The organism is Stenotrophomonas sp. 1337, assembly GCF_031455455.1.
Classification (GTDB): Bacteria; Pseudomonadota; Gammaproteobacteria; order Xanthomonadales; family Xanthomonadaceae; genus Stenotrophomonas; species Stenotrophomonas indicatrix.
Map to the genome: position 1 here is coordinate 161,677 of NZ_JAVDSR010000007.1, position 13,418 is coordinate 175,094.

Sequence of the window (13,418 nt, forward strand, 5' to 3'; positions counted from 1 at the left end):
CGAGGCCGCGCATGATCCGCCGCCTGCATGACACCAACGATCTGGTGCGCGCGTTCCCGCGCGTGCATTTCGTCGGCATCGGCGGCACCGGCATGAGCGGCATCGCCGAAGTGATGCTGACGCTGGGCTACGAAGTGTCCGGTTCGGACAACGCCGACAACGTCGCGACCCGCCGCTTGGCCGGCCTGGGCGCGCGCATCATGCGCGGCCACTCGGCCGCCAACGTGCTGGGCACCGACTGCGTGGTGGTCTCCAGCGCGATCCGCGAAGACAACCCGGAGCTGATGGAAGCGCGCAGCCAGCGCATTCCGATCATGCCGCGCGCGGCGATGCTGGCCGAACTGATGCGCTTCCGCCGCGGCATCGCCGTGGCCGGCACGCACGGCAAGACCACCACCACCAGCCTGACCGCTGCGGTGCTGAGCGAGGGTGGGCTGGACCCGACCTTCGTGATCGGTGGCCAGCTGCTGGCGGCCGGTGCCAACGCCAAGCTCGGTGGTGGCCAGTGGCTGGTGGCCGAGGCCGACGAGAGCGACGGCAGCTTCCTGCGCCTGAATCCGTTGATGTCGATCATCACCAACATCGATTCCGATCATCTGGAGAACTACGGCAACGATTTCGCCCGCGTGCAGGCGGCGTTCGCCGAGTTCCTGCAGCGCCTGCCGTTCTACGGCCTGGCAGTGCTGTGCATCGACGATCCGGAAGTGGCCGCACTGGCCGCCAAGACCCCGCGCCACGTGATGAGCTACGGCATGAGCCCGCAGGCCGACGTGCGCGCCGAGAACGTGGTGCAGGAAGGTTCGCGCATGCGCTTCACCCTGCGCCTGCCGCAGGGCACCAGCCAGGAAGTGGTGCTGGCGCTGCCGGGCAAGCACAACGTGCTCAACGCGCTGGCCGCTGCGGCGGTCGGCTGGCAGCTGGGCGTGGCCCCGGACACGATCGCGCGTGCACTGGCCAGCTTCGCTGGCGTCGGTCGCCGCTTCAATGACCTGGGCGAAGTGACCACCGCCAGCGGTGCCAAGGTCCGCATCATCGACGACTACGGCCACCATCCGAGCGAGCTGGAAGCGGTGTTCGCCGCCGCGCGTGGTGGCTGGGCCGACAAGCGCCTGGTGGTCGCCTTCCAGCCGCACCGCTACAGCCGTACCCGTGATCAGTTCGACAAGTTCGCCGCGGTGCTGTCCAGTGTCGATGCACTGGTGCTGAGCGAGGTCTACCCGGCCGGTGAAGAGCCGATCGCCGGCGCCGATTCGCATGCACTGGCCCGCGCCATCCGTGCGCGCGGCCGCAGCGAGCCGGTGGTGGTTGGCAAGGCATCCGAGCTGGCCACCGTGCTGCCGGACGTGCTGCAGGACGGCGACCTGCTGCTGATGATGGGTGCCGGCGACATCGGCGCCGTCGCCAGCCACATTGCCGTGGAAGGCTTCAAGGCGGAGGGCGAGGCGTGAGCACGCTGACCTTCCCGCCGCTGCGCAGCACCGACCCGGCCGCGTTCGGCCGCGTCGCCGTGCTGCTCGGTGGCAGCTCCAGCGAACGCGAAGTGTCGCTGGATTCGGGCCGCAACGTGCTCGAAGCCCTGCAGTCGCGCGGCGTCGATGCCATCGCCATCGATGGCATTCCGGCGCTGGCCAAGGCGCTGGCGGCCGGCGGCATCGATCGCGTGTTCAACATCCTGCACGGCCACAATGGTGGTGGTGAGGACGGCATCGTGCAGGGCCTGATGGAGGCCTTCGGCGTGCCGTACACCGGCTCCAACGTGCTGGGCTCGGCGTTGAGCATGGACAAGATCCGCACCAAGCAGGTGTGGCTGTCGCTGGGCCTGCCGACCCCGCAGTACCGCGAAGTACACGGAGGTACGAGTGCCGCGGGAGGCAGGATGCCGGGAGCGGCCGAAAAGAATGTCCACGCGCTGGCGGCCGAGCTCGGCCTGCCGGTGGTGGTCAAGCCGGCCAACGAGGGTTCCAGCGTGGGCATCAGCCGGGTCACCGACGACGCCGGCCTGGACGAAGCCGTGGCCCTGGCCGCGCGCTACGACGGCCAGCTGCTGATGGAACAGATGGTGGTCGGTGACGAACTGACCGTGGCCATCCTCGGCGACGTTGCGCTGCCGTCGATCCGCATCGTGCCCAAGGGCCAGTGGTACGACTACAACGCCAAGTACATCGCCGAAGACACCCAGTACCTGTGCCCGGGCCTGGACGGTGATGACGAAGACGAGATCCGCCGCATCGCGCTGGCTGCCTTCCGCGCGGCCGGTTGCCGTGGCTGGGGTCGCGTCGACGTGATGCGTGACCGCAGCAGCGGCCGCTTCTTCCTGCTGGAAGTGAACACCGCGCCGGGCATGACCAGCCACTCGCTGGTGCCCAAGGCGGCCGGGCAGGCCGGTATCAGCTTCGAAGAGCTGGTGTGGCGCGTGCTGGAACAGACCCTGGAGGCATCGCACGCATGAACGCGGTGCTGCGCATCTTCGTCTGGCTGTTGGCACTGTCGGTGGTTGCACTGCCGGTGGTGGCCGTGGTCAATGGCTGGGTCGGCGCCGAGCGCTGGCCGCTGGCGAAGCTGCGCGTGCACGGTGAGTTCAAGCGGGTGCCGCCGGAACAGCTGCAGCAGGTGCTGCTGCCGTATGCGCATGCCGGCTTCTTCGCGGTCAAGCTGCAGGACGCGCAGGACGCACTGGAAAAGCTGCCGTGGGTGGAAAGCGCGCAGGTGCGCAAGCAGTGGCCGGACGTGCTGGAAGTGACGCTGGTCGAGCACAAGCCGTTCGCGCGCTGGGGCGAAGATCGCCTGCTGTCCGAGCAGGGCAAGCTGTTCCCCACGCCTAAGAAGCTGGCCGACCTGCAGCTGCCCGAGCTGGATGGCCCGGACAGCCAGACCGAGGAAGTGGTCAAGCTGTACAACGATTCGCGCGCGCTGTTCGCGCCGGCAGGCGTCGACGTGCGCCGGCTGACGATGGACGCGCGCGGCAGCTGGTCGCTGCTGCTGAGCAACGGCACTGAAGTGGTGGTCGGCCGCGACGATGCCCGCTCGCGCCTGCAGCGCTTCGTGCGCGTGCTGCCGCAGCTGGCCAACCAGGCCGCGCCGATCGAGCGCGCCGACCTCCGATATACCAATGGTTTCACGCTGAGCTGGGGCACTCCGGCCGCCCCGGCCAATGCACCGGGCACCCCGGCAAGAAGGACGCAGGAAAGAACATGAATCGCAAGGGTGACAAATCGCTGATCGTCGGCCTGGATATCGGCACCTCCAAGGTGGTGGCGCTGGTGGGCGAGTATTCGCCGGGCAACCCGATCGAAGTGATCGGCATCGGCTCCCATGAGTCGCGCGGCCTCAAGCGCGGCGTGGTGGTGGATATCGAATCGACCGTGCAGTCGATCCAGCGTGCGGTCGAAGAAGCCGAGCTGATGGCCGGCTGCGAGATCCGCTCGGTGTATGCCTCCATTTCCGGCAACCACGTGCAGTGCAAGAACTCGCCCGGCATCGTGCCGATCCGCGACGGCGAAGTGACCTGGGGCGACCTGGATCGCGTGCTCGATGCGGCCAAGGCAGTGGCGATTCCGGCCGACCAGAAGATCCTGCATGCGATCCCGCGCGAGTACGTGCTGGATGATTCGCAGGAAGGCATCCGCAATCCCGTCGGCATGACCGGCGTGCGCCTGGAGGTGCATGCGCACCTAGTGGTGTGCGCGCAGTCGGCCGCGGCCAACATCAGCAAGTGCGTGCAGCGCTGCGGCCTGCAGGTGGACGACCTGGTGCTGTCCTCGCTGGCGTCCAGCGTGGCGGTGCTGACCGCCGACGAGCGCGAGCTGGGCGTGGTGCTGGTCGACATGGGCGCCGGCACCACCGACATCGCAGTGTTCGTGCAGGGCGCGATCTGCCACACCGCCTCGCTGCCGATCGCCGGCGACCACGTGACCAACGACATCGCGCACATGCTGCGCACGCCGACCCCGGAAGCCGAGCAGATCAAGGTGCGCTATGCATGCGCCCTGGCCCAGCTGGCCACCGCCGAGGAAAGCATCCAGGTGCCGTCGGTCGGTGATCGTCCGCCGCGCCGCATGCCGCGCCACGCGCTGGCGCAGGCCGTGCAGGGCCGCTACGAAGAGATCTTCGAAATGGTGCAGGCCGAACTGCGCCGCTCCGGGTTCGAGGAACTGGTGCGCGCCGGCATGGTGCTGACCGGTGGTGCCTCGAAGATGGAAGGCGTGGTCGAACTGGCCGAGGAAATGCTGCAGATGCCGGTACGCGTGGGCATCCCGCAGCACGTTACCGGGCTGGGCGAAGTGGTGGGCAACCCGGTGCATGCCACCGGCGTAGGCCTGCTGCTGATGGGCAGCCAGATCGAGCATCCGCGCCGGCCGTCGCTGCCGACCGGCCGCGCTGGAAGCATGTTCAAGAAACTCAAGACCTGGTTCCGCGGCGAATTCTGACGCGGCACCTGTACCACCCGGGCGCTGCCCGGCTGCAACACCGGCAACACGACGCTACACCGGCAACACTCATAACCCACACAGCCGCAACGACGGCATGCAGCACGAAGGCAGGACGCCCGAACGCCCATGCAATCGAAAGCGGATACAACGAGGACACGGACATGGCGCATTTTGAACTGATCGAAAAGATGGCACCCAATGCGGTGATCAAGGTGGTTGGCGTGGGCGGCGGCGGCGGCAATGCCGTGGCGCACATGGTCAACTCGGCAGTGGATGGTGTGGAATTCATCACCGCCAACACCGACTCGCAGGCCATCAAGAATTGTGGTGCCAAGCTGCAGCTGCAGCTGGGTACCAATGTCACCAAGGGCCTGGGCGCAGGCGCGAATCCGGAAGTCGGCCGCCAGGCTGCGCTGGAAGACCGTGAGCGCATCATGGACGCGCTGCAGGGCGCGGACATGGTGTTCATCACCGCTGGCATGGGCGGTGGCACCGGTACCGGCGCTGCGCCGGTGGTGGCACAGCTGGCCAAGGAAATGGGCATCCTGACCGTGGCCGTGGTCACCAAGCCGTTCCCGTTCGAAGGCCGCCGCCGCATGCAGGTCGCGCTGAAGGGCATCGAAGAGCTGAGCCAGCACTGCGACTCGCTGATCACCATCCCCAACGAGAAGCTGATCACCGTGCTGGGTCGCAACGCGACCATGATCCAGGCCTTCCGTGCCGCCAACGACGTGCTGCAGGGCGCCGTGCAGGGCATCGCCGACCTGATCGTGCGTCCGGGCCTGATCAACGTCGACTTCGCCGACGTGCGCACCGTCATGTCCGAAATGGGCCTGGCGATGATGGGTACCGGTACCGCCCGCGGCGATGACCGCGCGCAGGCCGCGGCCGAGTCGGCCATCCAGAACCCGCTGCTGGACGATGTGAACCTGGCTGGCGCCAACGGCATCCTGGTCAACATCACCGCCGGTGCCGACTTCACCATGGCCGAGTTCGACGAGATCGGCCGCACCATCGACGGCTTCGCTTCGGAAGACGCGACCGTGGTGGTGGGTACCGTGCTCGATCCGGACATGCAGGACGAAGTGCGCGTGACCGTGGTCGCCACGGGCCTGAACCGCGTCTCGGCCAGCAAGACCCAGCGTCCGGGTGAGCGTGCACCGATCAAGCTGGTCCGCAACGCCACCACCGGCCAGCCGGAGTTCGGCGAGTTTGACAACGGCGGCGATGCGGTGTCCAAGGCCGTCGGCGGCATGGGCCTGGGCCTGCGTCGTGCCAGCAGCGACAGCGTGGCAGCTTCCACCCCGTCGGCTCCGGCCTCCTCGGCCCCGGCCGCGGCGGAACTGCCGAACGATTACCTGGACATCCCGGCGTTCCTGCGCCGCCAGGCGGACTGATCGACGCTGCCCGGGGCTTGTCCCCCCCGGGTTGCGCCACCATGTCCTGAAAACGCGGGCGCCGGGCCAGGATGGGCCCGGCTGCCCTGCTTCACGCGCGTCCCACCGGCGTTTCAGCCGGGGTAGGGGACCCTGCGTGTTAATCTACTGTGTCACTTCCGGTCGTCCCCCATGATCCAGCAACGCACCCTCAAGAACACGATCCGCGCCACCGGTGTAGGCCTGCACAGCGGCGACAAGGTCTACATGACCCTGCGCCCGGCGCCGGTCAACCATGGCATCGTGTTCCGGCGCGTGGACCTGGACCCGGTCGTGGAAGTGCCTGCGAAGGCCGAACTGGTCACCGAAGTGACCCTGTGCACCGGCCTGACCTGCAACGACGCCAAGATCCAGACCGTCGAGCACCTGATGTCGGCCCTGGCCGGCCTGGGTGTGGACAACATCATCGTCGAACTGTCCTCGGCCGAGCTGCCGATCATGGACGGTTCGTCCGGCCCGTTCGTGTTCCTGCTGCAGTCGGCAGGCATCGTCGAACAGGATGCGCCCAAGCGCTTCATCCGCGTGCTGAAGACCGTGGAAGTGACCGAGGGCGACAAGATGGCCCGCTTTACCCCGTACGAGGGGTACAAGCTGGGCTTCACCATCCAGTTCGACCACCCGATGATCCCGGCCAAGCAGTCGCGCCAGGAAATCGAGTTCTCGACGATGGCCTACACCAAGGAAATCTCCCGCGCGCGCACCTTCGGCTTCATGCGCGACCTGGAATACATGCGCGAGCGCAATCTCGGCCTGGGCGGTTCGATGGACAACGCCATCGTGCTCGACGAGTTCCGCGTGCTCAACGAAGACGGACTGCGCTACGCCGACGAATTCGTGCGCCACAAGATTCTTGACGCGATCGGCGACCTCTATCTGGCCGGCGGCCAGGTGCTGGGTGCCTACGAGGGCTTCAAGTCCGGCCACGCGCTCAACAACAAGCTGGTGCGGGCGTTGATGGCCGATGCCACCGCTTGGGAATGGGTCACTTACGACTCGCCGGCCGTGCCGGACCCGGTGGTGTACGCCACACCGGCCTATGCCTGATTTCACAAGTTGTTGAATTTTAATGCAAAAACGCCGCCTTCCAGGGCGGCGTCTGCGTTTCCGGCGTTGTTTGACGCACTGGCGCAGTTGGTGACGCGACGGCCGGGCCGAGGTCACGGTTTTGTGAACCTGTTGGATCCGAAGCCTGAATTTAACGTTGTTTTAACAACAATCTAACGACTGGCCCACCGGGGCCAGCTAGGATGCGACCCGGCCCCCGAAATGTTTCACGCTGCGGTGACACGCGCGACGGGGAGCGGAGCAGGACGCTCCGCTGCTTTCAGGTTTCCCGCTTCGGTTTCGAAGGAAGGTCCTGCAGAGCTGCCAAGGCGTCGCGTAGCCCTTTGTGCGTGGCGGCTGAAACTGCGTGGGGTCCATTCCGGTTGTCGAGCGCTGGGGAGCGCGTGGGAGTGGGAGACGCAGTCTTGACGGTCACCTTGGTGGCCTTCAGCCCGATGGACCGGGCCGCGTCGAGCAACTGGGCTTCGGCAAGCCGCAACTTGGCATGCCAGACCGGGGACTCGACGAGAAAAACGAGGTGTTCCCCGTCCACATTGGCCAGCCGGCAACGGCTGCGCAGGGGTGGCGGCAACTGGGGGCGCAACTGACGGTCCAGCGCGTCGAGCCATAGGGCACGCCGCAGCGGGTTCCCGCTTTTGTCCGCCATCACTGCATCCAGGGCCGGTTTCGGTCGGGATGCGGGACGAACGCTGGATTTCGGCTCAGACATGAAAACTCACTGATGGCATTCAAAAAGATCGTAATCAAAACGCGTGAAGGACAGGCCAAATCGGCGCTCACGCGTTTGCGGTTCTACTTCGAGGACCGCCCCCGAGCCCTGCTGGGCAGCGTGCTCGGCGCAGGTTGCATTATCGGCCTTGCCGGTGGAATTGGCGTCAGCGCGCTCAATGACTCGCGCCTGCAGGCCAAGGTCGACCGCCAGGAGGCCGAACTGGCCAAGGTCCAGCGTGATGCGCAGACCCAGGTCAACGCGCTGGCTGCCCGCCTCGGCGAGCTGCAGGCGCAGGCCACCCGCCTGAACGCCCTGGGCGAGCGACTGACCCAGATGGGCAAGCTGGAAGACGGCGAATTCGACTTCAACGAGACCCCCGGCCTCGGTGACGGCGATGCCGGCGGCCCGACCGCCGACATCCCGGTGAAGGACGTCAACGCCGACTTACAGGTGCTGGAGCAGCGCTTCGCTGCTTCAGGCCGCCAGTTGTCGGTGATGGAATCGCTGATGTTCGACCACCAGCTGCAGCAGAACGCCGTGCCCTCGCGCATGCCGATCCGCAACAGCTACGTCACGTCCGGCTTCGGTACCCGTGCCGACCCGTTCGGTCGCGGTGCCGCCACCCACAAGGGCATGGACTTCCACGCCCGCGTCGGTGACCCGGTGATGTCGGTGGCCGACGGCGTGGTCAGCTTCTCCGGGGTCAAGGGCGGCTACGGCAACGTGGTCGATGTGGACCACGGCAATGGATACGTCACCCGCTACGCGCACAATTCGCGCCTGGTGGTGAAGGTCGGCGACCTCGTCCGTGCCGGCCAGGAAGTGGCCAAGGCCGGTTCCACCGGTCGTTCGACCGGCGCCCACGTGCACTTCGAGGTGTGGGAGAACGGCAACGTGGTCAACCCGCGCAAGTTCCTCGGCGATGGCGGCAATACCCCGGTCGGGCGCATCACCCGCGGTTGATTAGGGCCCCCGTACTCCGGGGGCGGTAGTGCCGGCCGCTGGCCGGCAACCTCATGATCTTCGGCAACATCGCGGATTGCCGGCCAGCGGCCGGCACTACCGGAATGTTCGGATGCCAATGCCGCCACAGGGTTGAAACCCCAGCGGCCCATCCCAAGCTACAATGGGTGTTGCCATCGACAGGGCGCCAGGCGCCCTGATTCGTTTGCGGCGGACGGATCCTTCCCGGAGCCGTGCGGCATTTCCATCCAACCCGGTTCCCTCAATGATCAACAGCCTGCTTACCCGCGTATTTGGCAGTCGTAATGAACGACAGCTGCGCCAGCTCAACCGCATCGTCGCCAAGATCAATGCGCTGGAGCCGGAGATCGAGAAGCTTTCCGACGAGCAGCTGCAGGCCAAGACGCCGGAATTCAAGCAGCGCATCGCCGGTGGTGAAGCCCTGGACAAGGTGTTGCCGGAAGCGTTCGCGGTCTGCCGCGAGGCCGGTCGCCGCGTGCTGGGCATGCGCCACTACGACGTGCAGCTGATCGGCGGCATGGTGCTTCACCTGGGCAAGATCGCAGAAATGCGCACCGGTGAAGGCAAGACCCTGGTGGCGACCCTGCCGGTGTACCTCAACGCGCTGGAAGGCAAGGGCGTGCACGTGGTCACCGTGAACGACTACCTGGCCCGCCGCGATGCCGCGCAGATGGGCAAGCTGTACAACTGGCTGGGCCTGAGCGTGGGCGTGGTCTACCCGGGCATGCCGCACAGCGACAAGCGCGAAGCCTATGGTTCGGACATCACCTACGGCACCAACAACGAATTCGGTTTCGACTACCTGCGCGACAACATGGCGCTGTCCAAGGCTGACCGCTACCAGCGCGGCCTGCACTACGCCATCGTCGACGAAGTCGACTCCATCCTGATCGACGAAGCGCGTACCCCGCTGATCATCTCCGGCCCGGCCGACGATTCCCCGGAGCTGTACATCCGCGTCAACCGCATCGTGCCGAACCTGGTCAAGCAGGAAGCGGAAGACGGCGAAGGCGACTTCTGGGTCGATGAGAAGGGCAAGCAGGTGCACCTGTCCGAGGCGGGCATGGAGCACGCCGAACAGCTGCTGGTGGAAGCGGGCATCCTCGATGCCGAGACCGAAGGCCTGTACGCGGCGCAGAACCTGACCGTGGTTCACCACCTCAACGCCGCCCTGCGCGCGCACGCCATCTACCAGCGCGATGTGGACTACATCGTGCGCGATGGCGAAGTGGTCATCGTCGACGAATTCACCGGCCGTACGCTGGCCGGCCGTCGCTGGTCCGATGGCCTGCACCAGGCGGTGGAAGCGAAGGAAGGCGTGCCGGTCCAGCGCGAGAACCAGACGCTGGCCAGCATCACCTTCCAGAACCTGTTCCGCATGTACAAGAAGCTGTCCGGCATGACCGGTACGGCCGATACCGAAGCGTTCGAATTCCAGAGCATCTATGGCCTGGAAGTGGTGGTGATCCCGACCAACCGCCCGACCATCCGCAAGGACAGCCCGGACCAGGTGTTCCTCAACCGCAAGGGCAAGTTCAATGCGGTGCTGGCCGACATCGAAGAGTGCGCCAAGCGCGGCCAGCCGGTGCTGGTGGGTACCACCTCGATCGAAACCTCGGAAATGCTGTCCGAGCACCTGCGCAAGGCGGGTGTGAAGCACGAAGTGCTCAACGCCAAGCAGCACGACCGCGAAGCGACCATCGTCGCCAACGCCGGTCGTCCGGCCGCCGTGACCATCGCCACCAACATGGCCGGTCGCGGTACCGACATCGTGCTGGGCGGTTCGCTGGAAGCGGAAATCCACGAGCTGGGCGAAGGCGCGACCGACGAGCAGAAGGCCGCGATCAAGGCCGAGTGGCAGAAGCGCCATGACGCGGTCAAGGCGGCCGGCGGCCTGCACATCGTCGGCACCGAACGCCACGAATCGCGTCGTATCGACAACCAGCTGCGTGGCCGTTCGGGCCGCCAGGGTGACCCGGGCTCGTCCCGTTTCTACCTGTCGCTGGAAGACAACCTGATGCGCATCTTCGCCTCCGACTGGGTGCAGAAGGCCATGCGCATGATGGGCATGAAGGAAGACGACGTCATCGAAGACCGCCTGGTCAGCCGCCAGATTGAAAAGGCGCAGCGCAAGGTCGAGGCCCACAACTTCGACATCCGCAAGAATCTGCTGGATTTCGACGACGTCAACAACGACCAGCGCAAGGTGATCTACGCCCAGCGCGACGAACTGCTGGACGCCGAGTCGGTGAAGGACAACGTCGATGGCATCCGCGACGACGTGATCTTCGACATCGTTGCCCGCTTCGTGCCGCCGAACTCGGTGGACGAGCAGTGGGACCTGCGTGGCCTGGAAGCCACCCTGCAGTCGGACTTCGGTGTGGACATGTCGCTGACCGATCTGGTCAAGTCGCACGAGGAACTGGACGCCGAAGGCATCACCGCCAAGGTGCAGGAGCGCATCAACCAGCACTTCGCCGAGAAGGAAGCGGGCGTGGGCGAAGAGACCATGCGCGCGCTGGAGAAGCACGTGATGCTGACCGTGCTCGACCAGAGCTGGAAGGAGCACCTGGCGCGCATGGATTACCTGCGCCAGGGCATCTACCTGCGCGGTTATGCGCAGAAGCAGCCGAAGCAGGAATACAAGAAGGAAGCCTTCGAGCTGTTCTCGGACATGCTGGAGAACGTCAAGCGCGAAGTAGTGACCCTGCTGGCCCGCGTGCGCATCCGCAGCGACGAGGAAGTGCAGGCACTGGAAGCGGCCGAGCGCCAGCAGGTGGAAGCCCGCCTGAGCCAGTCGCAGTTCCAGCACCAGGACGCTGGCGGCTACGGCGCCGACGAAGAGGCGGCGCAGGTGGAGGCCGCCCAGCAGGGCGTGGCGCAGCTGCAGCGTGACGAGCCCAAGATCGGTCGCAACGATCCGTGCCCGTGCGGCAGCGGCAAGAAGTACAAACACTGCCACGGCCAGCTGAGCTGACCCCCGGAGAGCCCCGCGAAAGCGGGGCTTTCCTGTTCTGGGCCTTGAAGCGCCCGGCGATTGCGCCGGTGCCCCGCTTTTCGGCATGCTTCGGCCATGCCTTCCCCGAAACGATCGATCCACGTCGTAGCCGCCGTCATCACCGACGCCCGCGGCCGCATCCTGCTCAACCGCCGTACCGAAAGCCGCGACATGGCCGGCCTCTGGGAATTCCCGGGCGGCAAGCGCGAGCCCGGTGAGACCTCCGAACAGGCGCTGGTGCGCGAGCTGCACGAGGAGCTGGGCATCGAGGCCGAGGTGGGCGAGTGGATCATGGACGTGCCGCAGCGCTACCCGGACAAGGACCTGACCCTGGAAGTGCGCCACGTGCGCAGCTGGAAGGGCGCCCCGCGTGGACGCGAGGGCCAGGCCATCACCTGGGTGACGCCGGACAAGCTGGCCCGTTATTCAATGCCGCCGGCCGACCTGCCGGTGGTGGCCGCACTGCGCCAGCCGGACTGCTACCTGATCACCCCTGCGCCGGACATCGATGAGGGCGGCCTGCAGCGTTGGCACGGCCAGCTGCAGCAGGCGGTGGCTTCCGGGCAGCAACGCATCCAGCTGCGCCTGCCCGCCGAGCATCCGCAGCGTCAGGGCGTGATCGAGCAGGCCGTGCGCGCGCATCGGCGCGGTGTGCAGTGGCTGCTCAACCGCGATATCGAACTGGCGCGCACCCTCGGCGTTGGCGTGCACCTGGGCAGCGAGCAGCTGCAGTCGCTGCAGGAACGGCCGCTGCCGTCCGGGCAGCTGGTGGCCGCCTCCTGCCACGGGCTTGAGCAGCTGCTGGCCGCACAGCGGCTGGGCTGCGACTTCGCCGTGCTGGGGCCGGTGCAGGCCACTGCGAGCCATCCCGATGCAGTGCCATTGGGGTGGGAGGCCTTCGCCGCGCTGCGCGCCCAGGTCTCGCTGCCGATCTATGCGCTCGGCGGCATGACACCGCAGCATGTGGCCGAGGCACGCCGGCATGGCGGGCAGGGTATCGCCGCCATCCGCGGCCTGTGGCCGGTGTAGCGCGATACACAGGGTCGGATCCCCGCGACGCGGGGCTCTGACCTCCTCGCTTGAATCCGGGGTCGGAGCCCTTTCCGCTGGAAGGGGATCCGACCCCTCACCGCAAGCAGTAGATCCACGCCATGCGTGGATGGCGGTTCAGCAGCACCCGCTCACAACGTAATCCAGAAACACCCATACTGCCGCCGCAGCCCAAGCACGGTCGCCGCGCGCGTGGCGCTGCCCGGCAGGGTCTGCTCCAACCGCAACCCGATCGGATGTCGCCGTGCAGCCGGCATCGGCACCGTTTCCGAATCCTGCGAGGCGATGCCCTGACCCTCATCCAGATCCTGCCGCGGATACACCGGCACCACGTCCACCAGCGGCCGTCGCACCACCGATTCCAGCTGGCCAAGAATCCGCTGCGCGCCGGCATCGGACACCGCGCCCCACAGGTACAGCGAAGAAAGCCGGTTCACATCACCGATGCTGACCGCCGTATGCAAAGCCTGCACCAGTTCGCTCAGCCGGCGCGGACAGCTGCTGCCGAGGCTGTCGCGTTGCAGGGTGTTGCCGGAAGGCGCCGGCGGTGGCCGCCGGGACTGCGCGCCCAGGCTGTCGCAGGGGCGGTCGGTATAGACACTTTGCCCCTGCGGATCGGTGCAGCGGTTCAAGCGCGTGGTCTGCGCCTGCACACCGGCGCAGACACCGGGCAGCAGCAGGACCAGCAACAGGGACAGGACGAGCTTCATCGACGCAGCGTAGCGCCGATTGCGATAACGCAG

Annotated in this window: 10 protein-coding genes and 1 pseudogene; 9 read left to right on the forward strand and 2 right to left on the reverse strand. The window is 66.6% G+C overall.

Annotation, left to right across the window (positions count from 1 at the left end):
* Positions 1-11: 11 nt before the first annotated feature.
* The 6 genes and pseudogenes from murC (at position 12) to lpxC (ending at position 6,910) form a co-directional block, all read left to right on the forward strand.
* A complete protein-coding gene (murC, locus tag J2X70_RS12045) occupies positions 12-1,448 on the forward strand; it encodes a UDP-N-acetylmuramate--L-alanine ligase (RefSeq protein ID WP_025876586.1) in 1,437 nt (478 codons plus the stop codon).
* Positions 1,445-2,449, forward strand: a complete 1,005-nt coding sequence (locus J2X70_RS12050; protein ID WP_059066018.1) for a D-alanine--D-alanine ligase — start codon at positions 1,445-1,447, stop codon at positions 2,447-2,449. The genes murC and J2X70_RS12050 overlap by 4 nt, the downstream gene beginning before the upstream one ends.
* Positions 2,446-3,123: pseudogene (locus J2X70_RS12055) on the forward strand (cell division protein FtsQ/DivIB); the annotation flags it as partial. The gene J2X70_RS12050 and the pseudogene J2X70_RS12055, both read left to right, overlap by 4 nt.
* Before the next feature lie 68 nt (positions 3,124-3,191).
* Entirely contained in the window at positions 3,192-4,427 is a 1,236-nt protein-coding gene (gene ftsA, locus J2X70_RS12060) for a cell division protein FtsA (protein ID WP_025876580.1), read from the forward strand.
* Between the two features lie 164 nt (positions 4,428-4,591).
* Positions 4,592-5,827, forward strand: a complete 1,236-nt coding sequence (gene ftsZ / locus J2X70_RS12065; RefSeq protein ID WP_025876577.1) for a cell division protein FtsZ — start codon at positions 4,592-4,594, stop codon at positions 5,825-5,827.
* A 171-nt stretch (positions 5,828-5,998) separates the two neighbouring features.
* Positions 5,999-6,910, forward strand: coding sequence for a UDP-3-O-acyl-N-acetylglucosamine deacetylase (lpxC, locus tag J2X70_RS12070; protein WP_025876575.1), 912 nt, complete (start codon positions 5,999-6,001; stop codon positions 6,908-6,910).
* 280 nt (positions 6,911-7,190) lie between these two features.
* Here the strand turns inward: lpxC and J2X70_RS12075 are convergent, their stop codons facing one another.
* Positions 7,191-7,640 carry a DUF721 domain-containing protein gene (locus tag J2X70_RS12075; protein ID WP_025876573.1) on the reverse strand — a complete coding sequence of 150 codons (450 nt, stop codon included), beginning with the start codon at positions 7,638-7,640 and terminating at the stop codon, positions 7,191-7,193.
* Positions 7,641-7,652: 12 nt separating this feature from the next.
* On the opposite strand from J2X70_RS12075, the gene J2X70_RS12080 reads away from it, so the two are divergent.
* From J2X70_RS12080 to J2X70_RS12090, 3 genes are all read left to right on the forward strand, one after another.
* Complete coding sequence (locus J2X70_RS12080) at positions 7,653-8,606, forward strand: M23 family metallopeptidase (protein WP_025876571.1); 954 nt, start codon at positions 7,653-7,655, stop codon at positions 8,604-8,606.
* A gap of 265 nt (positions 8,607-8,871) precedes the next feature.
* Complete coding sequence (gene secA, locus J2X70_RS12085; protein WP_025876568.1) at positions 8,872-11,604, forward strand: preprotein translocase subunit SecA; 2,733 nt, start codon at positions 8,872-8,874, stop codon at positions 11,602-11,604.
* Between the two features lie 96 nt (positions 11,605-11,700).
* Positions 11,701-12,654 carry a Nudix family hydrolase gene (locus tag J2X70_RS12090; protein ID WP_059066020.1) on the forward strand — a complete coding sequence of 318 codons (954 nt, stop codon included), beginning with the start codon at positions 11,701-11,703 and terminating at the stop codon, positions 12,652-12,654.
* A 152-nt stretch (positions 12,655-12,806) separates the two neighbouring features.
* On the opposite strand, the gene J2X70_RS12095 is transcribed toward J2X70_RS12090, so the two are convergent.
* Positions 12,807-13,385 (reverse strand): DUF4124 domain-containing protein, encoded by a 579-nt coding sequence (locus J2X70_RS12095; RefSeq protein ID WP_025876564.1) that lies wholly within the window; start codon positions 13,383-13,385, stop codon positions 12,807-12,809.
* Positions 13,386-13,418: the final 33 nt, after the last annotated feature.